Source organism: Rhodobacter capsulatus, from assembly GCF_005144475.1.
GTDB classification, from domain to species: Bacteria; Pseudomonadota; Alphaproteobacteria; order Rhodobacterales; family Rhodobacteraceae; genus Rhodobacter; species Rhodobacter capsulatus_C.
The window spans coordinates 13668-35839 of record NZ_SWJZ01000038.1 but is presented as its reverse complement, the minus strand read 5'-3'; the positions used below and the strand labels follow the sequence as shown (position 1 = coordinate 35839).

General features: G+C 65.0%; 16 protein-coding genes and 1 tRNA gene. 11 read left to right on the top strand and 6 right to left on the bottom strand.

The genetic code is table 11. The features are described from left to right. The first annotated feature begins 184 nt into the window (after positions 1-184). Entirely contained in the window at positions 185-3790 is a 3606-nt protein-coding gene (locus tag FBT96_RS21630) for a glycoside hydrolase family 99-like domain-containing protein (RefSeq protein WP_394347668.1), read from the top strand. Positions 3791-3930: 140 nt separating this feature from the next. Continuing rightward, positions 3931-4701 carry a sulfotransferase family protein gene (locus tag FBT96_RS09990; protein WP_136906215.1) on the top strand — a complete coding sequence of 257 codons (771 nt, stop codon included), beginning with the start codon at positions 3931-3933 and terminating at the stop codon, positions 4699-4701. 396 nt (positions 4702-5097) lie between these two features. Here the strand turns inward: FBT96_RS09990 and FBT96_RS09985 are convergent. After that, positions 5098-5182 (bottom strand) — tRNA-Leu (locus FBT96_RS09985). A 169-nt stretch (positions 5183-5351) separates the two neighbouring features. On the opposite strand from FBT96_RS09985, the gene FBT96_RS09980 reads away from it, so the two are divergent. The 9 genes from FBT96_RS09980 to FBT96_RS09940 all read left to right on the top strand — a co-directional run bounded on the left by FBT96_RS09980 (position 5352) and on the right by FBT96_RS09940 (position 18494). Continuing rightward, positions 5352-6335: a complex I NDUFA9 subunit family protein gene (locus FBT96_RS09980; protein ID WP_136906213.1), complete on the top strand. Its 984-nt coding sequence runs from the start codon at positions 5352-5354 to the stop codon at positions 6333-6335. A 3-nt stretch (positions 6336-6338) separates the two neighbouring features. Further along, positions 6339-7133, top strand: a complete 795-nt coding sequence (locus tag FBT96_RS09975; RefSeq protein ID WP_136906211.1) for an undecaprenyl-diphosphate phosphatase — start codon at positions 6339-6341, stop codon at positions 7131-7133. A gap of 217 nt (positions 7134-7350) precedes the next feature. Next, a complete protein-coding gene (locus FBT96_RS09970; protein WP_136906208.1) occupies positions 7351-8784 on the top strand; it encodes an NAD(P)-dependent oxidoreductase in 1434 nt (477 codons plus the stop codon). 26 nt (positions 8785-8810) lie between these two features. Then, a complete protein-coding gene (locus FBT96_RS09965; RefSeq protein WP_136906206.1) occupies positions 8811-9548 on the top strand; it encodes a hypothetical protein in 738 nt (245 codons plus the stop codon). After that, a complete protein-coding gene (gene gltB, locus FBT96_RS09960; protein WP_136906204.1) occupies positions 9545-14083 on the top strand; it encodes a glutamate synthase large subunit in 4539 nt (1512 codons plus the stop codon). The genes FBT96_RS09965 and gltB overlap by 4 nt, the downstream gene beginning before the upstream one ends. 97 nt (positions 14084-14180) lie before the next feature. After that, positions 14181-14930: a monofunctional biosynthetic peptidoglycan transglycosylase gene (mtgA, locus tag FBT96_RS09955; RefSeq protein WP_136906202.1), complete on the top strand. Its 750-nt coding sequence runs from the start codon at positions 14181-14183 to the stop codon at positions 14928-14930. Positions 14931-15009: 79 nt separating this feature from the next. Further along, positions 15010-15408: a hypothetical protein gene (locus FBT96_RS09950; RefSeq protein ID WP_169583373.1), complete on the top strand. Its 399-nt coding sequence runs from the start codon at positions 15010-15012 to the stop codon at positions 15406-15408. Between the two features lie 34 nt (positions 15409-15442). Then, positions 15443-17200 carry a M10 family metallopeptidase C-terminal domain-containing protein gene (locus FBT96_RS09945; protein ID WP_136906198.1) on the top strand — a complete coding sequence of 586 codons (1758 nt, stop codon included), beginning with the start codon at positions 15443-15445 and terminating at the stop codon, positions 17198-17200. 313 nt (positions 17201-17513) lie between these two features. After that, a complete protein-coding gene (locus FBT96_RS09940; RefSeq protein ID WP_169583371.1) occupies positions 17514-18494 on the top strand; it encodes an alginate O-acetyltransferase AlgX-related protein in 981 nt (326 codons plus the stop codon). Between the two features lie 155 nt (positions 18495-18649). Here FBT96_RS09940 and FBT96_RS21045 read toward each other — a convergent pair whose 3' ends face one another. From FBT96_RS21045 to FBT96_RS09915, 5 genes are all read right to left on the bottom strand, one after another. Continuing rightward, positions 18650-19219, bottom strand: coding sequence for a hypothetical protein (locus tag FBT96_RS21045; RefSeq protein WP_212635379.1), 570 nt, complete (start codon positions 19217-19219; stop codon positions 18650-18652). A 24-nt stretch (positions 19220-19243) separates the two neighbouring features. Next, positions 19244-20401 carry an MFS transporter gene (locus tag FBT96_RS09930; RefSeq protein ID WP_136906194.1) on the bottom strand — a complete coding sequence of 386 codons (1158 nt, stop codon included), beginning with the start codon at positions 20399-20401 and terminating at the stop codon, positions 19244-19246. Positions 20402-20461: 60 nt separating this feature from the next. Continuing rightward, positions 20462-20866, bottom strand: a complete 405-nt coding sequence (locus FBT96_RS09925; protein WP_249306417.1) for a helix-turn-helix domain-containing protein — start codon at positions 20864-20866, stop codon at positions 20462-20464. A 62-nt stretch (positions 20867-20928) separates the two neighbouring features. Then, positions 20929-21465 (bottom strand): DUF2165 family protein, encoded by a 537-nt coding sequence (locus FBT96_RS09920; RefSeq protein ID WP_136906192.1) that lies wholly within the window; start codon positions 21463-21465, stop codon positions 20929-20931. Between the two features lie 4 nt (positions 21466-21469). Then, positions 21470-22171 (bottom strand): HAD family hydrolase, encoded by a 702-nt coding sequence (locus tag FBT96_RS09915; RefSeq protein ID WP_136906190.1) that lies wholly within the window; start codon positions 22169-22171, stop codon positions 21470-21472. Position 22172 lies beyond the last annotated feature (1 nt).

The following is a 22172-nucleotide window of genomic DNA, read 5'->3' as shown; positions in this document are numbered from 1 at the left end:
GCAACTGACCGAAACCCGCGGCCAGCTGACCGAGCGGAGCCTGCGGCTGGACCAGACCCTGGCCGACCGCACCGACATTTTGCAGCAACTGCAGGCCCGCGCCGGAGAGCTGGCGCATGTGCAGGCGCTGCTGCATGAACGCGACACGCAGCTGATCGGCGAGCGCGAGCAGAACCATGTGCAGATGCAGGCGCTTTATCACCACATCGCGCATCTGGACCGGGTGATCGCCCAGCACGAGACGACGATCGCGATGCTGCGCTCCAGCACCTCGTGGCGGATCACCGCGCCGATGCGGGTGGTGGTGACCGGCGCGCGCTGGATCCATCGCAACAGCCGCCGCTCGGCCTCGGCGACGGCGCGGTTCGTCTGGCATTACCTGCCGGTGCCGATGGCGCGCAAGCTGCGCTTCAAGGACAAGGTGCTGAGCAAGACCGGCTTCCTTCTGGGCAGCACACAGTTCTATCAGGCTTGGCAAGAGGCGAAACGCGAACGCGAGGCGGTCGCGGCGCAGCTGCAGGCGATCCAGCGGCAACAGGCGCAGTTCCAGCCGGTGGCCCAGCCCGTGCCCCCCGCCCCGGTCGCGATGCCCGTCGCTATGCCCGTCGCGGCGCCCGTCGCCGCCGCGGACCCGGTGCAACCGGTCGCCGCCGAAGCGGTGCCCGCGCCCGCAGCCCCCGCCCCGGTGGCGCCCGAACCGATGCCGCCCGCGCCGGTTCTGATCGCCGAGACGAACACCTTCGTGCCCCGCCGTCCGACCACCGATCTGAGCCATCCGAAGGCGCGGCTGATCGCCTTTTACCTGCCGCAGTTCCACGCCATCGCGGAAAACGACGCCTGGTGGGGCAAGGGCTTCACCGAATGGACGAATGTCGGCCCGGCGCAACCGCAATTCCCCGGTCATCACCAGCCGCATGAGCCGGTGCCGGAACTGGGCCAGTACAACCTTCTGGATACCGATGTGCAGCGCAAGCAGATCGAGCTGGCGCAGCTTTACGGCATCGGCGGCTTCTGCTTCTACTGGTACTGGTTCGGCGGCAAGCGGCTTCTGGAAAAGCCGGTGCGGAACTGGCTGGACACCCCCGATCTCGATTTCCCCTTTTGCATCTGCTGGGCGAACGAGAACTGGTCGCGGCGCTGGGACGGGCTGGATCAGGAGCTGCTGATCTCGCAAAACCACAGCCCCGAAGACGATCTGGATTTCATCATCGAGCTGGCGCCCTATCTGCGCGATCCGCGCTATATCCGCATCGACGGCAAGCCGCTGATCCTGCTGTATCGGCCCAGCCTGATGCCGAACGTCGCCGAGACCTCGGCGCGCTGGCGCGACTGGTGCCGCAAGAACGGCGTCGGCGAGATCTATCTGGCCTATCCGCAAAGCTTCGAAACCGTCGATCCGGCGGAATACGGCTTTGATGCGGCGGTGGAATTCCCGCCCAACAACTATGCGCCCGACAATCTGACCGACCGCGTGCCGGGGCTCTCGCCCGAGTTTGAGGGCATCATCTATGACTGGCGGTCCTATGTCGAACGCTCGCGCAATTATCCGATGCCCGACTACAAGCTTTACCGCTCGGTCTGCCCGTCCTGGGACAACACCGCGCGGCGCAAGAACAAGGGCGCGATCTTTGCCAATTCGAACCCGGCCGAGTATCGGGTCTGGCTGGAAAACGCCGTCACCCGGACGCTGGCCGATGCCCGCACCCCCGACGAGCGGGTGATCTTCGTCAATGCCTGGAACGAATGGGCCGAGGGCGCGCATCTCGAGCCCGACACGAAATATGGCTATGCCTATCTGGACGCCTCGCGGGCGGCGCTGAACCCGGTCGAAGTGCCGCGGATGGTGACGCTGGTCGGCCATGACGCGCATCCGCACGGGGCGCAGATCCTGTTGTTGAACCTGGCGCGGAACTACGCGCAAAACGGCTTCAAGGTGACGATCCTCCTGCTGCAGGGCGGGCAGATGGTGACGCAATATGCGCAATATGCGCAGGTCGTCGTGCTCGACGATCCGGCGCTGGCGGGCGAGAACAGCATCCGCCTGCTGCGGCGGCTGCGCACCGAAGATGCGCAGGTGGCGATCGTCAACACCACCGTCAGCGCCGAGATCCTGCCGATGCTGCGCGAGGCGGGCTATCGCACCGTGGCGCTGATCCACGAGATGGCCTCGGTCTATGATCAGATGGGCCTGCGTCATCAGATGACGCTGGCGGCCGATCATGCAGATCAGATCGTCTTCCCGGCGCCGCTGGTGCAGGCGCAATTCGAAGCCTATCTGGGCCGCGCGCTGGCGCAGGCGCAGGTCCGGCCGCAGGGGCTTTACCTGCACGAGCTGGCTTCCTCGGACGCGCTGGCGCAGCATCGCGCCCGGCTGCGCGCCGAACTGGGCCTCGACGCCGACACGACGCTGCTTCTGGGCGTGGGCTATGTCGATCACCGCAAGGGCGGCGATCTGTTCGTGCGCGCGCTGGCGCGGCTGCGCGAGGTCGGACGCAAGGTGCAGGGCATCTGGATCGGCCATGCCGACGTCCCCTTCCAGATGCAGATCGAGGCGCTGGCCCGCGAACTGGGCGTGGCCGAGCACATGCGCTTCCTGGGCCGGCAACAGGATCCGGTTCCCTTCTATGCCGCCTCGGACGTGTTCCTGCTGTCCTCGCGCGAGGATCCCTTCCCCTCGGTCGTGCTGGAGGCGATGGCGGCCCGTCTGCCCTGCGTGATGTTCTCGGGCACCACCGGCTGCGAAGTGCTGGCCGAGCGCGGTCTGGCGCTGGCCGTCGGCGGTCAGGACCCGGCCGGGATGGCCCGGGCCGTCGAAAGCCTGATCGACCACCCCGAGCGGCGCGGGCAGATGGTGACGGCGGCGCGCGACTACATCGAGGCCGAGGCCGATTTCACCAAATACACGCTGGATCTGCTGCGGCTTTCGGGGCGGCATGTGCCGCGGGTCTCGGTGGTCGTGCCGAACTACAACTATGGCCGCTACATCGAGGACCGGCTGCAGTCGGTTCTGGCGCAGGATTTCCCGATCTACGAAATCATCGTGCTTGACGACCGCTCCACCGACGACAGCCTGGAGCGCATCCGCGCCTTTGCCGCGCGCTGCGGACGGCCGATCCGCATCGTCCCGAACGCGGTCAATTCGGGCAACGTGTTCCGGCAATGGATCAAGGGGCTGGAGCTGACGCAGGGCGATTACGTCTGGATCGCCGAGGCCGACGATCTGGCCGAGCCCGATTTCCTGACCACCGCGATGCGCGGCTTCGAGAAACCGGGGACGGTGCTGTCCTATACCGACTCGGCGCAGATCGACGAGAACGGCACGCCGCTGGCGGCGAATTACCGCTACTACACCGACAAGATCAGCCCGACGCATTGGGCGCAGAACTATTGCCGCGACGGCGCCGAGGAAATCTCCGAGGTGCTCTATCTGAAGAACACGATCCCGAATGCCTCGGGGGTGGTGATGGCGGCCGGGGCGCTGCGCGCGGTTCTGAGCGAGCATCGCGCCGAGCTGGAATCGGTGCGCTTCGTCGGTGACTGGCTGGTCTATCTGTGGCTGCTGGAACGGGGCGGGATCGCCTTCAACACCGCCTCGAAGAACATCCACCGGCGGCATCAGAACAGCGTCACGATCTCGAATTTCGACGCCAGGCAACTGGCCGAGATCGAAGCGGTGCAGCGCGACATCCTGACCCGGCACGGGCTTGGCGCCGCGCAACAGCAAAAGGCCGCCGACTACATTGCCGAGCTGGCGGTGCAGTTCGGCCTGACGGGAACGGGAAAAGCATGACCCCTCTCGCGGCTTTTCCGCACTCGCCCCGCGCAGAAACCGCTGCGCCCTCTCTCCTCAAGCACGGTCTCCCGGCCGCCGGGGGGCAGACCGGCCCCCGGGCCGTCAATGTCGCCGTGGCAGTTTAAGGCAATAGAAGCATGACCCAGATCATCAACCGGCCCGACATCTTCATCATCGGCACGATGAAGGGCGGGACCACCGCCTTGCACCGCATCCTGACCGAACATCCGCAGATCCATTCCGGCACGCAGAAGGAAATCCACTATTTCTCGCTGAACTATGCGGAAGGCGACGACTGGTATCACCGCCATTTCGAGGGCCTGCCCGCCGGGCAGCATTATGTCGATGCCAGCCCGACCTATTTCGATGCCTGCAACACCCCGTTGCTGCCGCGGCTGATCGACCGCTACAACCCGAAGGGCAAGCTGATCCTGATCACCCGCAACCCGGTCGAGCGCGCGATCTCGCATTTCCGGCACCTGCAGGTGGTGAACAAGGTGCCCGCGCTGCTGGACATGACCCCGGACATGTTCTTCAACCGCGACCTTGCCAGGATGATGCCGGGCATCGGCGCGATTCAAAGCAACTACATGCATATCATCGGCTTCAGCCTGTACATGGCCAAGGCGCAACGCTACGCGGGCATCTTCGGCGACCGGCTGCTGGTGATCGACAACACGCAACTGCGCAACGATCCGAAAACGACGGTGCGGCGGATGTTCGAACATGTCGGCGTCGATCCGATCTGGAACGACAGCTTCGTCGAGATCAAGCACAGCAACAAGTCGACCCTGAAGGACATCTCGCAGGCGACCTATGACCGGCTGTTTCACATCATGCAGCCGGATTACGAGCGCTTCTGCACTGCCTTCGGGATCGACTGCGTCTGGCCGGAACTGGGCAAGTAAGCGCCGCCGTCGCGCAACCGGATCGACCGGTTGCCGACAGGCCCTGAACGGCAGGACAGGGGGCATGAGCCTCGGCCCGGACCTTGGAAGAGGTCGGATCGGCATGGCCGTCTGACACGCCCAGTTTGACACGCCCAGGGGGCAGTCTGCGTTGCGGGCGCGGCGTCGCGCGGGGGCTTGCGTCGGGACCTTGCGGCCGGTCGATCGGGGGCGGCAGTCGGCCCCGTCCTGCGGCCCGCAACGGTCTTTTCGCAGCCGACAGAGCCGGTCGAAACCATCTTTGGAAAGGCAGGGTGACCTGCGCTCGGGATCCGCCGCGATCCACTGCACGACAGCCGGGCGCAGAAAAACAGAAAGCCGTGCATCTCATTGAGATTGCACGGCTTGCCGTAGGAATGGTGCCCAGAAGAGGACTCGAACCTCCACGCCTTGCGGCACTGGTACCTGAAACCAGCGCGTCTACCAATTCCGCCATCTGGGCGTCTTCGTGAGCCGGGGTTTAGCCGGGCCCGCGGGGAGTGTCAACAGGGGTCCGCAAGAAAAATTTGACCGACCTGTCAGATGCCCTACCCTCTGACCACGCAGGGCTTGTTTGACCGGGGTCCTGCGGCTAAATCAGTGCACGACGGTATGCAATGAGGACGGAAACGATGTCGAAGCTTGTCACCATCTACGGCGGTTCGGGATTCGTGGGGCGTTACATTGCCCGACGCATGGCGAAAGAGGGCTGGCGCGTCCGCGTCGCCGTGCGCCGTCCGAACGAGGCGCTGTTCGTCAAACCCTATGGCGCCGTGGGTCAGGTCGAACCGGTTTTCTGCAACATCCGCGACGATGCCTCGGTGCGTCTGGCGATGCAGGGCGCGGATGCGGTGGTGAACTGCGTCGGCATCCTGGTCAACGAAGGCCGCAACACCTTCATGGACGTGCAGGCCGATGGCGCCGGGCGGATCGCCCGCATCGCCGCCGAGCTGGGCGTCGCGAAGCTTGTTCACATCTCCGCGATCGGCGCCGACAACGAATCGGACAGCGCCTATTCCCGCACCAAGGGCTGGGGCGAGCTTGCGGTGCTGAAATCCTTCCCCAAGGCGGTGATCCTGCGCCCCTCGGTGATCTTCGGGACCGAGGACGGGTTCTTCAACCGCTTCGCCGCGATGGCGAAATTCGGCCCGTTCCTGCCGATCACCGCGCCTTTGACGAAATTCCAGCCCGTCTATGTCGATGACGTCGCCGCCGCCGCGGTGCAGGGCATCCTGGGCGAGGCCGAGGGGGTCTATGAACTGGGCGGCCCCGATGTCGAGACCTTCGAAGACATCATGAAGCTGATGCTGAGCGTGATCGGGCGCAAGAACATCGTCATCGGCCTGCCGCATGTCGTCGCCCGCACCACCGCGGCGCTGGGCGATACCGTGCAATGGCTGACCGGCGGGCTGATCACCAACCGCATCCTGACCACCGACCAGCTGAAGAACCTCGGCCGTCACAATGTGGTGGGCAAATCCGCGAAGACTTTCGCCGATCTGGGCTTCACGCCGACGCCGATGGCGGCGGTGCTGCCCGATTACCTCTGGCGTTTCCGCCCGCATGGGCAATATGAGGCGATCCAGGCTTCGGCCAAGAACGTGAAAAAGGTGTAAGTCTTGTCTTATCTGGCCGATGTCGTCCTGGGGGTGATCGAGGGGATCACGGAATTCCTGCCGATCTCCTCCACCGGGCATCTGCTGCTGGCCGAGACCTGGCTGGGGGCACGGTCGGACACCTACAACATCGCGATTCAGGCGGGCGCCATCCTGGCTGTGACGCTGATCTACTGGCGCCGGATCACCGGGCTCTTTCTGGGCCTTGGCCAGCCGGAAAACCGCGATTACCTGATCAAGCTTGCCGTGGCCTTCGGGATCACCGCGGTTCTGGGGCTGGTGGTGAAGAAGCTCGGCTTCGAGCTGCCCGAAACCGTGATGCCGATCGCCTGGGCGCTGGTGCTGGGCGGGGTCTGGATGATTGTGGCCGAATGGCTGGCGGGCAAGAAACCCGATTGCGCCACGATCACCCTGCGCGTCGCCATCGCCGTGGGGGTGGCGCAGATCATCGCCGGGGTGTTTCCGGGCACCTCGCGATCTGGCGCGACGATCTTTGTCGCCATGCTGATGGGCACGACGAACCGCGCCGCTGCCACCGAATTCGCTTTCCTCGTCGGCATTCCGACGATGTATGCCGCCACCGGCTACGAGCTGCTGAAGACCCTCAAGGGCGGCGGCCCGGCCGAGGACTGGACCGCGCTCGGCATCGGCTTTGCCGTCTCCACCGTGACCGCCTTCGTCGCGGTGAAATGGCTGCTGACCTACATCCAGTCGCATCGCTTCACCTTCTTCGCGATCTATCGCATCGTCTTTGGCGGCGTGCTGTTGGCACTGGGCGCGGCGGGCGTTCTGGTCTGAGCTTTCCAAAAGAACCGAATCACCCCGATTTTGCACAAGATCCTTATCGGTTTTTCGCGTTAGGTAAGCATAGCTGCCGCATTATTTCCCCTTCAACCCCCATCAAGGGGCGGTTGCGACGATAAATCCCCATTTAAGGTCATAGCTGCTGACTTTTATTTTGATCGGGCCGGGTGTAACAAGGCCTCCCGAATTGACCCCAGTGGGAGGCGCAGCCATGGCTCAGCAACGCATGCTCAAATTCGTCACGACGGCGAAAGAGACGCCGGAAAAACGCGATGCCACCGCGCGCACCCATGACTTCGACGAGATCTACGCCGAATTCGCCGATGCGAAGGCGGCGGAACAGGCGGGCCGGTGCAGCCAATGCGGCGTGCCCTATTGCCACGCGCATTGCCCGCTGCACAACAACATCCCCGACTGGCTGCGGCTGACCGCCGAGGGCCGTCTGGAAGAGGCCTATCAGGTCAGCCAGACCACCAACAGCTTCCCGGAAATCTGCGGCCGCATCTGCCCGCAGGACCGTCTGTGCGAAGGCAATTGCGTCATTGAAAACTCGGGCCATGGCACCGTGACCATCGGCGCGATCGAGAAATACATCACCGACACGGCTTGGGAGCGCGGCTGGGTGAAGCCGATCGCCCCCGCCATCGAGCGGCCGGAATCGGTCGGCATCATCGGCGCGGGCCCCGGCGGTCTGGCCGCGGCCGACGTACTGCGCCGGGCGGGCGTGCAGGTGACGGTCTATGACCGCAACGACCGCGCGGGCGGGCTGCTGACCTATGGCATCCCCGGCTTCAAGCTGGAAAAGGATGTGGTGATGAACCGCGTCCGCCAGCTGGAACAGGGCGGCGTCGCATTCGTGCTGAACTGCAATGTCGGCACCGACATTTCCTTTGACGCGATCCGCGGCAAGCATGATGCGGTGTTGATCGCGACCGGCGTCTACAAGACCCGCGCGCTGACCGACCCCGGTTCGGAAGCCAAGGGGATCGTGCGCGCCATCGACTATCTGACCGCCTCGAACAAGAAGAGCTTCGGCGATGACGTGGCCGAATTCGACGACGGCACGCTGAACGCCACCGGCAAGCGCGTGCTGGTGATCGGCGGCGGCGACACCGCGATGGACTGCGTCCGCACGGCGATTCGTCAGGGCGCGACCTCGGTCAAATGCCTGTATCGCCGCGACCGCGCCAACATGCCGGGCAGCCAGCGCGAAGTGACGAATGCCGAGGAAGAAGGCGCGGAATTCGTCTGGCTGTCGGCGCCGAAGGCGTTTTCCGGCAATCCGGTCGACAGCGTCACCGTGCAGCGCATGCGTCTGGGCGCCCCCGACGCCTCGGGCCGTCAAAGCCCCGAACCGATCGAGGGCGGCCTCTATGAAGAACCGGCCGATCTGGTGATCACCGCGCTGGGCTTCGAGCCCGAGGACCTGCCCGCCTTGTGGAATGTCTCGGCGCTGGAAACCACGCGCTGGGGCACGGTCAAGGCCAGCTTCGGCACCCATGCGACCAGCCTGCCCGGCGTCTATGCCGTGGGCGACATCGTGCGCGGGGCCTCGCTTGTGGTCTGGGCGATCCGCGATGGCCGCGAGGCCGGGGCAGAGATGGTGAAATACCTCGACGGCGCCGGTCGCGTCGCCGCCGAGTGATCCGCAATCCGCGAAAGGACAAAGCCATGCTTCGGCATTGGGCAGGTCTTGGGGGCATTCTGGCCGCGATCTGGGGGCTTTTCGCCGCCCTGCCCGCGCTGGCAGAGCCCAAATTCACCCCGCCGCCGGGCTGCACGCTGCAAACCACGGTGCAGATGCACGCCTGTCAGGTGGCGAATTACTACACCTGCGCGGGCGATGCCCCGGGCGATCAATGGGTCTCCATCGCCGATGGCGAGGGCGAATTCTTCGTCAGCCGCACCGATGCGGAAACCCGCTGGCTGGAATCGGTCAGCCTGAAGGACGGCACGGTGGAAAAGCTGGATGCGGCGGGGTCTGCGGACAATGCCTCGTTCAGCACGCTTCTGGCGACGGGCCGCGACGATTACGACTTCATCACCCGGACCAGCACCGGGCGGGTGCAACGCTTCAAGGGCTTCGACCAGCTGACCGGCGAAAGCACCAGCATTGACGGCGTGCCCCTTGAACGCTGCGTCTTCGAGATGGAGATCGAGGACGAGGCAGGCAACACCGTCGCCACCCGCAAGGGGATGCAGGTGATCAGCCGGCAGATGCGCGTCTTCTTTGCCCAGACCGAGACCTATGAAAACGGCTTCGGCGACCGGGTCACCACCGCCGAAGGGCCGGTGACCTTCGCCTTTCCCGGCGACGCCGATTTCGCCGCCGCCACACCGCAATATGACTGCGACATGATGATGACCGATCTGTCGCTTGACCATCCCTCGAAGGAGGCCTTGAGATGACGAACTACGACGAAGCCTGGGTTGCCGCCGAGGAAGCCAAGCGCAAGTGGATGGACGAAAACGCCCTTTACAAGGCCGAGGACGAGCATTCGTCCTGCGGCGTCGGGCTTGTGGTGGCGCTGGATGGCAAGGCCAGCCGCAAGGTCGTCGCCTCGGGCATCGATGCGCTGAAGGCGATCTGGCACCGCGGCGCGGTCGATGCCGACGGCAAGACCGGCGACGGCGCGGGCATCCATGTGCAGATCCCGGTGCCCTTCTTCTACGACCAGATCCGCCGCACCGGGCATGAGCCCGACATGGAAAAACGCATCGCCGTCGGGCAGATCTTCCTGCCGCGCACCGATTTCGGCGCGCAGGAACGCTGCCGCACGATCGTCGAATCCGAAGTGCTGCGGATGGGCCATTACATCTACGGCTGGCGCCACGTGCCGGTGAACACCGGCGTTCTGGGCGACAAGGCCAATGCCACCCGTCCCGAGATCGAACAGATCCTGATCCGCTGCGAAAAGGACATCGACGACGAGACTTTTGAGCGCGAGCTTTACGTGATCCGCCGCCGGATCGAGAAAGCCGCGATCGCCGCGCAGATCGCGGGGCTCTACATCTGTTCGCTGTCGTGCCGCTCGATCATCTACAAGGGCATGATGCTGGCCGAACAGGTGGCCGAATTCTACCCGGATCTGAAGGACGACCGCTTTGAATCGGCCTTCGCGATCTATCACCAGCGCTATTCGACCAACACCTTCCCGCAATGGTGGCTGGCGCAGCCCTTCCGCATGCTCGCCCATAACGGCGAGATCAACACGATCAAGGGCAACATCAACTGGATGAAAAGCCACGAGATCCGCATGGCCTCGACGGCGTTCGGGGATGCGGCCGAGGACATCAAGCCGATCATCCCGGCGGGGGTGTCCGACTCTGGTGCGCTCGATGCGGTCTTCGAGGTGATGGTGCGCTCGGGCCGCTCGGCGCCGATGACGAAAACCATGCTGGTGCCGGAAGCCTGGTCGAAAGCCACGACCGACATGCCGAAGGCCTGGCAGCACATGTATGCCTATTGCAACTCGGTGATGGAGCCCTGGGACGGTCCGGCCGCCTTGGCGATGACCGATGGTCGCTGGGTCTGCGGCGGACTTGACCGCAACGGCCTGCGTCCGATGCGCTATGTGGTGACCGGCGACGGCATGCTGATTGCCGGGTCGGAAGCCGGGATGGTGCCGGTCGATGAGATGAACGTGCGCGAAAAAGGCGCGCTCGGGCCGGGGCAGATGATCGCCGTCGACATGCGCGAGGGCAAGCTCTACCACGACAAGGACATCAAGAACCGACTGGCGAACAGCCAACCCTTTGGCGAATGGGTCGAGAAGGTCGTCGATCTGAACGCGATCCTGCGCGACGTGCCGGAAAAGGCCGTCTACACCGGCGCCGATCTGCGCAAGCGCCAGATCGCGGCAGGCTATTCGGTCGAGGAACTGGAAAACATCCTTGCGCCCATGGCCGAGGATGGCAAGGAAGCCGTGGCCTCGATGGGCGACGACACGCCGCCCGCGGTTCTGTCGAAGCAATACCGCCCGCTGAGCCATTTCTTCCGGCAGAACTTCAGCCAGGTCACCAACCCGCCGATCGACTCCTTGCGCGAAAGCCGGGTGATGTCGCTGAAGACGCGCTTTGGCAACCTGAAGAACGTGCTGGATGAGGACGGCTCGCAGACCGACATCTGGATCCTCGAAAGCCCCTTCATCGCCAACACCGAATTTGCGGCGATGATGAAGACCTTCGGCGCGAAAGTGGCGCAGATCGACTGCACCTTCCCGGCGGGCGCCGATCAGGAAGCCCTGCGCGAGGGGCTGGAACGCATCCGCGCCGAGGCCGAGGATGCCGTGCGCTCGGGCGCGTCGCACCTTGTGCTGACGGATGAACATCAAAGCCCGTCGAAAGTCGCGATGCCGATGATCCTTGCGACGTCGGCGGTGCATTCCTGGCTGACCCGCAAGGGGCTGCGGACCTTCACCTCGATCAACGTGCGCTCGGCCGAATGCATCGACAGCCATTACTTCGCCGTGCTGATCGGCTCGGGCGCGACGACGGTGAACCCCTATCTGGCGCAGGACAGCATTGCCGACCGGATCGACCGCGGGTTGCTGGACGGCACGCTGGAAGACGCGCTGCGCCGCTATCGCGATGCGATCGACGCGGGGCTTTTGAAGATCATGTCGAAGATGGGGATCTCGATCATCTCGTCTTACCGCGGCGGTCTGAACTTCGAAGCCGTGGGGCTGAGCCGCGCCATGGTCGCCGAATATTTCCCGGGCATGCAAAGCCGCATTTCGGGGATCGGTCTGCACGGCATCCAGCACAAGCTGGAACAGGTGCATGGCAAGGGCTGGCTGGGCGGTCAGGACGTGCTGCCGATCGGCGGTTTCTACAAGGCGCGGAAATCGGGCGAGAAACACGCCTGGGAAGCGCAGACCATGCACATGCTGCAAGCGGCCTGCGACCGCTCGAGCTTCGATCTGTGGAAGCAATATTCCGCGATGATGCGGGCCAATCCGCCGATCCACATCCGCGATCTGCTGGACATCAAGCCTTTGGGCCGTCCGGTGCCGATCGAGGAAGTCGAAAGCATCACCGCGATCCGCAAGCGGTTCGTGACGCCGGGGATGTCGCTCGGCGCGCTCTCGCCCGAGGCGCACAAGCTTCTGAACGTCGCGATGAACCGCATCGGCGCCAAGTCTGACAGCGGCGAAGGCGGCGAGGATCCGGCGCATTTCGTGCCCGAACCGAACGGCGACAACCCGTCCGCCAAGATCAAGCAGGTGGCCTCGGGGCGCTTTGGCGTCACCGCGGAATATCTGAACGCCTGCGAAGAGCTGGAAATCAAGGTGGCCCAGGGCGCCAAACCCGGCGAGGGTGGCCAGCTTCCGGGCATGAAGGTGACCGAACTCATTGCGCGGCTGCGGCACTCGACCAAGGGCGTGACGCTGATTTCGCCGCCGCCGCACCATGACATCTACTCGATCGAAGATCTGGCGCAGCTGATCTATGACCTCAAGCAGATCAACCCGCGCGCCAAGGTGACGGTGAAGCTGGTGGCGTCTTCCGGCGTCGGCACGATTGCGGCCGGGGTGGCGAAGGCGAAAGCCGACATCATCCTGATCTCGGGCCACAATGGCGGCACCGGGGCCTCGCCCGCCACCTCGATCAAATACGCCGGTCTGCCGTGGGAGATGGGCCTGACCGAGGCGCATCAGGTGCTGGCGATGAACAACCTGCGCGAGCGGGTGACTTTGCGCACCGATGGCGGTCTGCGCACCGGCCGCGATATCGTGATGGCGGCGATGATGGGGGCCGAGGAATACGGCATCGGCACCGCCGCGCTGATCGCCATGGGCTGCATCATGGTGCGTCAGTGCCAGTCGAACACCTGCCCGGTGGGCGTGTGCACGCAGGACCCGAAACTGCGCGCCAAATTCACCGGCACGGCGGACAAGGTGGTGAACCTGATCACCTTCTACGCGCAGGAAGTGCGGGAACTGCTGGCCTCGATCGGCGCGCGTTCGATGGATGAGATCATCGGCCGGGCGGATCTGCTGACGCAGGTGAACCGCGGCTCTGCCCACCTTGACGACCTCGACCTGAACCCGCTTCTGATCACCGTCGATGGCTGGGACAAGATCGTCTATGACCGGTCGAAACCGCGCAACTTCGTGCCTGACACGCTCGATGCCGAGATCATCAAGGATGGTCACCGCTTCTTCGAGGACGGCGAGAAGATGCAGCTGTCCTATGCCGTGCGCAACACTTTGCGCACGATCGGGACGCGGGCCTCGAGCCATATCGTCAAGAACTTCGGGATGCGCAACGCGCTGCAGCCCGATCATCTGACGGTGAAGCTGACCGGGTCCTGCGGGCAGTCGCTGGGCGCGTTTGCGGCTCAGGGGCTGAAGCTGGAGGTTTCGGGCGATGCCAACGACTATGTCGGCAAGGGGCTCTCGGGCGGGATCATCGTGGTGCGTCCGCCGATGTCCAGCCCGCTGACCGCGGCCGAAAACACGATCATCGGCAACACCGTGCTGTACGGCGCGACCGATGGCTATCTGTTCGCGGCGGGCCGGGCGGGCGAACGCTTTGCCGTGCGCAACTCGGGCGCCAAGGTGGTGGTCGAGGGCTGCGGCTCGAACGGTTGCGAATACATGACCGGCGGCGTTGCGGTGATCCTTGGCCGGATCGGCGCCAACTTCGGCGCGGGCATGACCGGCGGCATGGCCTATCTCTATGACCCGGACAACCTGGCCGAGGATTACATGAACCTTGAAAGCCTTGTCACCTGCGGGCTGGGCCATCCGCATTGGGAAGCGCAGCTCAAGGGCCTGATCGAACGGCACGCCGCCGAGACCGGCTCGGCCAAGGCGAAGGCGATCCTGTCGAACTGGGAGGCCGAGCGGGCAAACTTCCTGCAGGTCTGCCCCAAGGAAATGCTGGTGCATCTGCCGCATCCGCTGACCGACGAGCCGAAGGCGGTTCCGGCCGAATGAGCGGGCGAAAATGACAGGGGGGCGGGGTCCGGTGACCCCGCCCTTTCGCATTCGGGCGCGGCTTGACCGGCTCCCCCGGGGCGTGACAGATGACGACATGACGGCACGCAGGAAACACCCGATCAAAGCGACGATTCCCCCGGGGCCCGCGGCCTCTGCCAGGGCGCTTGTGCGTGCGCCGCTGCGCTTTGTGGCGGCCTGGACGGCGCGGATCAGCCTCGGCATTCTGGCCGCCTATCTGGCGCTGATCGTGCTTTATGACGTGCTGGACCCGCCGACGACCTTCACGATGTGGAGCGAGAAGCAGCGGCTGGGCAAACTCGATCAGGAATGGACCGATTTCGAGGACATCGCCCCGGTGATGGCCCGGTCGGTCGTGGCCGCCGAGGATGCGAATTTCTGCACCCATTGGGGCTTCGACATGGGGGCGATCCGGCAGGCGATCGACAAGGGCGCCAATCGCGGGGCCTCCACGCTGTCGCAACAGGTGACGAAGAACGTCTTCCTGTGGCAGGGCCGCAGCTGGCTGCGCAAGGCGCTTGAAGCACTTCTGACGCCGGCGGTCGAGGCGGTCTGGACCAAGCGGCGGATATTGGAAGTCTATCTGAACGTTGCGGAATTCGGCGAGGGCGTGTTCGGCGTCAATGCCGCCGCCTTCCATTACTTCCGCACCACCCCGGCGAAACTGACCCCGCGACAGGCGGCGCTGCTGGCCGCGGTGCTGCCCGATCCGAAAGATCGCAACGCCGCCCGGCCCTCGCGGTATGTGTCGAAACGGGCCAATCAGATCGCCGATGGCGCCGCCACGATCAAGGCCGATGGCCGCGCCGATTGCTTCAGCCGCTGACCCGTCAACAGGATAGACAGGTGCCCCTGCGGCAGTTAGGCTGCCATGGTGGTGGTGACGCAATTGGGTGGTGACGCAATTGATCGCATTCGGGAGGGTTCTGGTGATGATGGGCGCAGGTCTTGCCCCCGTCCAGGTCAATGCTGACCCGGGCCTTGCCCTGAGCTGCCTGCCGCAGACCGCCGAGGTGGCGGATCTGTGCGGGTTGCTGCAGGAGGTGATCGCGACCAGCCTGCCGGACCGCAAGGTCGAGCTGGTCGAGGCGGAAACGCCTCCGGACATGACAACCGCCGTTCGGCTGCATGTCGAGCGGCTGAAGAAAAACGGGATTGCCGCGCATCTGGAATGGCGGCACCCCGGCGAGGACTGGAAAACGGGCGAGACCAGGGCGCTCAGCGTGATGGATCGCGATTTGAACGCACGCATGATCAGCGGGTTCTTTCAAAGCCTTTGGGACGCAAGCCCGATTGCCCGATAGGCCTGCCTGAAGAATTGGGGAAGGGAATACACCGATGACACGACAGATCAGCGAATTTTTGCGCACTGCCGCGGCAGAGCCTCTTTACGCGGCGGTGAACGAGGGCGCAGATGCCGGTGCAGGGACCAGCACGACCTACACGATGAGTGTCGGGGACACGTTCAACGGGGCGATCGCGGCCTCGGGCGACCGGGACGGCGTGCGGATCAATCTCGTGGCGGGGCAGACCTATCAGTTCAACCTGAACGGCGGCACGCTGAGCGACACCTATCTGCGACTTTACGATGCCGCGGGCAACCAGATTGCCTACAACGACGATGCCAACGGCACCAATTCGCAGATCACCTTCACCGCGACCACCTCGGGGACGTATTTCCTCGAAGCGGCGGGATATGGCTCCTATATCGGCAGCTATGCGCTGACGGCGGCCCAGGTGGCCCCGGCGTCGCTCGACACTCTGGCCGATTTTCTGGTGAACGGCTTCTGGACCGGCAATGGCGAGCAGGCGCGCCGCTTCGACACCACGTCGGACAATGTCATCACCGTCGATCTGCACAACCTGACCGCCGAGGGGCAGCAGCTGGCGCGCTGGGCGCTGCAGGCCTGGTCCGCCACGGCCAATCTCGTCTTCGTCGAAACGACCGGCACCGCCGACATCGAATTCGACGATTCGGATTCCGGCGCCTATTCGACCTCGAACACCACCGGCACGACGATCAACAGTTCCTTCGTGAACATCGACACCGCCTGGATCGCCAATTACGGCACCACGATGGACGGCTACAGCCTGCAGACCTACATCCACGAGATCGGGCACGCGCTGGGGCTGGGCCATCAGGGCGCCTACAACGGCTCGGCGACCTATCCCGACGATACGACCTTCGTCAATGACAGCTGGCACCTGTCGATCATGTCCTATTTCGATCAGGACGACAACCCGACCACCGGGGTCTCCTTTGCCTGGGTCATGTCGGCGATGATGGCCGACATCATCGCGATCCAGTCGATGTATGGCGCCTCGACCACCACCGCGGGCAGCACGGTCTATGGCCGGAATTCGAACGTCGGCGGCTATCTGGAAACGCTGTTCGACAGCCTCGTGGCGGGCACCTCCGCGACCTATGGCGGCGATCCGGTGACGATGACGATCTATGATGCCGGCGGCCGCGACACCATCGATTTCAGCTTCTCGAACGTCAATCAGACGCTCAATCTCGCCCCCGGCAGCTTCTCGAACCTGGCCGGTCTGGTGGGCAACGTCGGCATTGCCCGCGGCACGGTGATCGAGATCGGCGTCACCGGCAACGGCAATGACCTGCTCATGGGCAACAACGCGAACAACACGCTGATGTCGCGCGGCGGCAACGACACTTTGCGCGGCGGCGCCGGCAACGACAAGCTGGACGGCAGCACCGGCAACGACTTCATCGATGGCAGCACCGGGCAGGACACGCTGATCGGCGGCGCGGGCCAGGACACGTTCCTGTTCAACGTCGCGGTGACCGCGGCCAATGCCGACCGCATCACCGATTTCAGCGTCGTCGATGACACGATCCGCATCGACCGGTCGGTCTTCGGCGGCATCGCGGCCACCGGCACGCTGGTCGCCAGTGCCTTCACCAAGAACACCACGGGTCTGGCGACCGATGCGCTGGACCGGATCATCTACGAAACCGACACCGGCTCGGTTTGGTATGACGCCGATGGCACCGGCGGAACCGCCCGGGTGCTTGTGGCGACACTTGGGACCGGCCTTGCGCTGACCAACGCCGATTTCTTCGTGGTCGCCTGAGGCGCCACACCAGGGTGCATTTCGACGGCAGACGGGCTTCCCGTCTGCCGTTTTTGTCAGCCTTGTCTGTCCCCGGTGGAGATGACATTGTGAAAACCGCAGGCGGAGGCCCAAAAGAGCAGCCATGGGGCGAGATCGGGACATCAGACTCAGCAAGGTTGTGACCCTGCCTTCGGCGCGGGGCCTTGCGGCGTTGTTCCGCCAGCAACAGCCTGTCACGAGCAACTGGCTGGCCGCCCTGCGCGCCAGATCCCCGGGCTTTCGGCACCCGATCGGCCGGACCGCCGCAAAAGTCGCAAGAGGACTTCTCCATATGAGTATCGAAACATTTCCGCCCGGCAGAAGCGACACTGGCAGCCTGTCCGTGGAAAACGGCATCCTGCGCGGTCGCGATGGCTGGTTGTTCCTGTGGGACGGTTCCAACGATGTCAGCCGCTACTACACCGACCCGGGCTATTTCGGGGCCCCGGAACTTGCGGGCTGGGTGACACTGCTGCGGGGCCGTGCGGCCCGGTGCGCGCAGATCGGGGCGCAGTATCGTCACCTTGTCGTGCCCGACAAGATCTCGGTCTATCCGCAGCACCTGACCGCGCCGTTGCGATATTTCGACCAACACCCGGCGGCACGGTTCGCCCGGGCCTTTCCCGATGACACGCTTTGCGTCGATATCCTGCCCGACCTGCGCGGCGATCGCGGCAACTGGGCGGCGCGGGTGGAGCCCGGCGGCGGCGATGCCCAAGGGTCGGATGCGTTCTTCTTCAAGACCGACAGCCACTGGACCTTCGAGGGCTGTCAGGTCGCCTATCTGCGCCTGTGCGAAAGCCTTGGCGTCACGCCTTGCGACCTGAGCAAGGCCCGCCCCGGCCCCGGCAAGGAGATGGTGCTGGATCTGGGCGCGAAACTGTCGCCGCCGGTGCTGGAACATGCGCGCTTCGGCCGGGTGCTGCGGCAGGCGAAGCGGCAGGCCGACAACGAGATGGTGCGCTACAACGAAAGCGAGGGCCTCGCCAAGGGGACGCCGCGGTTCGTCGGCTGCATGGTGCACAACCATAACGACCAGCCGCAGGCGATCGCCAAGAGGGTTGTCCTGTTTGGCGATTCCTTTTGCGAATTCCGCCCGCATCTGCTGACGGCGATGCTGTCGGAAACCTTCCGCGACGTGCATTTCGTCTGGTCGACCAGCCTCGACTGGGACTTCATCGCGGCGCTGAAGCCCGATATCGTGATCACCGAAATCGCCGAGCGGTTCGTCAACCGACTGCCGAAGGACGATTTCGCCCTAAGCCTCGACTGACTGCGCCGCCCGGCCCGATCCACAAGCGGAATGCCATAACCCCGCAGCGCGGGGCCATGCCTGAGGGCCATCCTCGATGCCCCTCAGGCGGGAACCGGCGCTGCGCAGGCCCGCGGGGGGCGGGCCTGCACCGAAGGACATGCGCCGGGGGGGCCTCACTCGAAAACCCGGGCCCCGCCGTGATCGGCCAGCCAAGCGTCCTGCAGCCATTTTTCCGTCCGGCGCCGCCCGGGCAGGGAAATCCAGAAGATGTCGCGCTCGAACACCATGACCTCTTCGCCCGGCCCGACGATCACCCAGAACCACAGCTTGTCGGGCAACGTGCTGCGCATCTTGACCTTCATCCCGGTCAGGATCAGCCGCTTGCCGTCAACAGAGATCATTTCCTCATGCGGGGCGATCCAGTGGATCTGATGGGCGGCGCGCAAATCGGGCGCATGCGCCTGCAGAAACTGCATCGCGATCTCCTGCGCGCGTTCCTTGCCGGGCAAGGGTCCTTCGGCCATCTCGGCGGTCATCTTCGCATAGCCGAGCAGACGGTCCCCGGCCTCGACGCTGGACACATGCGCGCCGCCCAGCTTCGGTTCGGGCTGGTCCAGCGGCTGGGCCCGGGTCAGCACGGCCGGACGGCCATCGACCAGGATCTCGGCGCGGCCGACGGGGGCGAAATCGGCAGGCAGCATCGCCTGCAGGAAGACGGCGGAGAGAAGAGACGTGACAGTCATCGGGAAACTCCTATCGTTTCGGGATCAATTCTGGATCGGTTGCAGGGTCGGGGATTGACGGCGCTGCCCCAGAACCAGCCCCAGCGCCGCGATCAGCAGCAGGGCCGCCGGAAGCCCGTAAAGCGGCCAGAGCCCAAGGGGTTGCAGCACCGTGCTTGCCGGCGGCGCCACACTGGCCCCGACGAAAAGCGCAAAGGTGTAAAGCGCAAGGGCAAGGCCGCGGTTGGTCTGCGTCGCCGCCCCGGCGATGGTCGCGATCAGCCCCGGCACCGCAAGCCCGACCCCGGCCGCGACCAGCGCCGCCGCAGCCAGCGTGACCGGACCGGAGAGCCCCGCCACCAGAAGCCCCGCCGCGGCCAGGATCAGGCCCAGACCTGACACCGTCACCGGACCGCCGAGACGTCTGGCAATCGCCGCGGCAAAGAGGCTGAGCGCGAGCGGCGGCAGTCCGACCAGGCGCACAAGCTGCGGATCGAAGCCGCCGCCAAGGCCCGCCGCCGTGCCGGCCTGAAAGGTCACGAAACCGAACAGCACGGTCAGCGCGGCGCCCCAGCTCAGCACGATCAGCGGCGTGCCAAGCAGGCCCCGCCCCGCGCCGTCCTGCCCCGCCGCCGCCACCGCCGCCGGTTTCGTCCCGGCGGGCAGCGCCAGCGCGATCCCCGCCGCCAGCGCGACATAGGCCGGCGCCAGGAGCAGCATGAAAGCGGTGAGCGGGACCGAAATCCCGGCCGCGACGACCTGGGCAATCGGGGCCGCCGCCAGGAAAGCGAAACTTATCAGCGAGATGCCAAAGGCACGCCGGGCGGGCGGCAGGGTCTCGCCCAAAAGGCTGAGCGCAACCGGCGGGAAGCTCGCGGCGAAGAAGCCCTGCAGGGCCCGCCCGGCCAGAAAGCTCTCGATCCCCTGCGCCTGGCTCAGCGCGGCGGTCACCGCCCCGGTGCACACAAGGCCCAGAACCAGCACCCACCGCCGCCCGACGCGGTCGGAGAGCGGGCCCCAGAGCAGGAACCCGGCGGCATAGGCAAAGCCGAAGGCCGTGCCCGACCAGGCGGCCAGCGCCGGATCGGTTGCAAACTGGCGGGCGATGGCCCCGGTCAGGGGAATGGTGACGTAAAGCTGGCCGACGACGATCAGGGCCGTGAGCATCAGCAAGACGACAAGCGACGCATGACGAAACGTCATTTCTTATCCTAACGTTAGCTGAAGGTTTTAGGGTAAAAAAGGGGCGGACGCCCCTTGGAGTCAGGCAGTTTGCCGGGGATGGGCCTCTTGATACAGGCGTTCCATGTGGCGGATGTTGCGGATCAGATCGCTGCGGAACTGCGCCAGCTCGTCGATCTGCGCATCGGTTTTCGCCAACTGCGCCCTGAGGATCTCGATCACACGTTTCTTGCCCTCAAGGTGGCTTTCCGTGTCTTCGAAATAGAGATCCAGCACCTCCTCGATCTCGTCAAGCGAAAGCCCAAGATGCTTGAGCGCCGAGATTTTTTCGAGCCGCTGCAGGGCCTCTTCCTCATACATCCGATGCGAGGCGCCGTCGCGCTGCATCGGCGCGATCAGGCCGCGCGATTCATAGTAGTGGATGGTACGATGGCTGACACCGGCCCGTTTGGCGAGGTCCCCGATCTTCATGGCTGTGCCGGTCATGTCTTTTCCTTTTCTAACGTCAGGTGAAGATATCGGACGAATGTCGACCTGACAAGGGCGGCTCAGGCGGCGGGCACCGCCGCGCTTTTGCGAAAGAGGCGCAGCGGTTCGCCCGCGGGCAGATTGATGATGTGCAGGGCGGCCAGCGAGAGGATGACGAGGCTCAGATGGACGCCCTGTATGGCGCCCTGCTTCATCCAGTAGCCGAACCAGAGCCCGCCGCAGAGGAAGCTCAGCCACATCGCCAGAAACATGGACAGGGCCAGATTTCCCGACAACGAGAGCCTGGCCGCATCGCAACGCCCGATGACGCCCCGTGCTGCGTCCTGCGCCGCCCACCACAAGGCCGCCGCGGTAAGCATTTGCCACAGAACGACTCCCGAGAGGAAAATCGCCCCCGAGCCCTGGCCAAGCGCCCGCCATTCCAGCCCGTTTCCAAGCAGCGCATCCTGCTTGAGCAGCTCCATGGAGGTCATCACGTCCAGATGGAACAGGTTGGTGGCCGTGTCCGTGATGTTGTTGAGCGCCGCAATGCTCATCCAGGCGGCGAGCCCCCCGAGGATCACCATGCGGGGCAGGCGTTGGATGTAAATCTGCATCGTCTCAGACCTCCTCGAAACAGGCGTTCGGGATCAGCGGCCAGCCATTCCGGCGCGCGATCGCTTCGGCGTCCTCGTTCCCGGCGACAAAGGCCGGATGCCCGAGGAGGGACAGGAAATCGACATCTGACGGATGATCCCCCAGACCGAAACAGGCCCCGGCATCGGTGTCCTGCCGCTGCAGGAACGTCTCGACCGCGCGGCGCTTGCCGGGGCCGATCATGCAGTCGCCCGCCAGCGCGCCGGTCAGCCTGCCGCCGTCGTCCACCGCCAGCTCCGTCGCCAGAACATGCGGAACCGCCAGCGCCCGCGCGATCGGCTCGACGAACCAGCGCGCGGACCCGGACACGAACACCGGAGCAACGCCCCGGCGCGCCAGCGCCTGCATATGCGCCACCGCCCCTTCGATCAGAAACGGGCGGGTGGCGTTTTCCGCCAGACGCGCCGCGACGTAATCCTGCGCGACAGCGCGCACCAGGGACGCCTCCAACCCCTTCAGGCCGCTGTAAAAGAAGCGGTTCACCCGGGCCCGGTCGGCGCCGTCGCGGCGCAGCTGCACCGTCGCCGCCGCATGGGCGCGTGCGTCATAGCCCGGCAGATGATGGCCGATCTGCGCCAGAATCGTGAACATCGTCTTTTCGGCGACGAGCGTTTCGTCGACGTCGAAGAAGGCGAAAGCGCCTGCCCTGCAATCTGATTGCATCATG

Bases quoted from the DNA above. Each gene is read 5' to 3' on its own strand.
- FBT96_RS09990 (WP_136906215.1), top strand. From the start codon at position 3,931: ATGACCCAGATCATCAACCGGCCCGACATCTTCATCATCGGCACGATG.
- FBT96_RS09930 (WP_136906194.1), bottom strand. From the start codon at position 20,401: ATGACGTTTCGTCATGCGTCGCTTGTCGTCTTGCTGATGCTCACGGCC.
- FBT96_RS09925 (WP_249306417.1), bottom strand. From the start codon at position 20,866: ATGACCGGCACAGCCATGAAGATCGGGGACCTCGCCAAACGGGCCGGT.
- FBT96_RS09920 (WP_136906192.1), bottom strand. From the start codon at position 21,465: ATGCAGATTTACATCCAACGCCTGCCCCGCATGGTGATCCTCGGGGGG.
- gltB (WP_136906204.1), top strand. From the start codon at position 9,545: ATGACGAACTACGACGAAGCCTGGGTTGCCGCCGAGGAAGCCAAGCGC.
- FBT96_RS09970 (WP_136906208.1), top strand. From the start codon at position 7,351: ATGGCTCAGCAACGCATGCTCAAATTCGTCACGACGGCGAAAGAGACG.
- FBT96_RS09980 (WP_136906213.1), top strand. From the start codon at position 5,352: ATGTCGAAGCTTGTCACCATCTACGGCGGTTCGGGATTCGTGGGGCGT.
- FBT96_RS09915 (WP_136906190.1), bottom strand. From the start codon at position 22,171: ATGATGCAATCAGATTGCAGGGCAGGCGCTTTCGCCTTCTTCGACGTC.
- FBT96_RS09945 (WP_136906198.1), top strand. From the start codon at position 15,443: ATGACACGACAGATCAGCGAATTTTTGCGCACTGCCGCGGCAGAGCCT.
- mtgA (WP_136906202.1), top strand. From the start codon at position 14,181: ATGACGGCACGCAGGAAACACCCGATCAAAGCGACGATTCCCCCGGGG.
- FBT96_RS09965 (WP_136906206.1), top strand. From the start codon at position 8,811: ATGCTTCGGCATTGGGCAGGTCTTGGGGGCATTCTGGCCGCGATCTGG.
- FBT96_RS21045 (WP_212635379.1), bottom strand. From the start codon at position 19,219: ATGACTGTCACGTCTCTTCTCTCCGCCGTCTTCCTGCAGGCGATGCTG.
- FBT96_RS09940 (WP_169583371.1), top strand. From the start codon at position 17,514: ATGAGTATCGAAACATTTCCGCCCGGCAGAAGCGACACTGGCAGCCTG.
- FBT96_RS21630 (WP_394347668.1), top strand. From the start codon at position 185: ATGCAGGCGCTTTATCACCACATCGCGCATCTGGACCGGGTGATCGCC.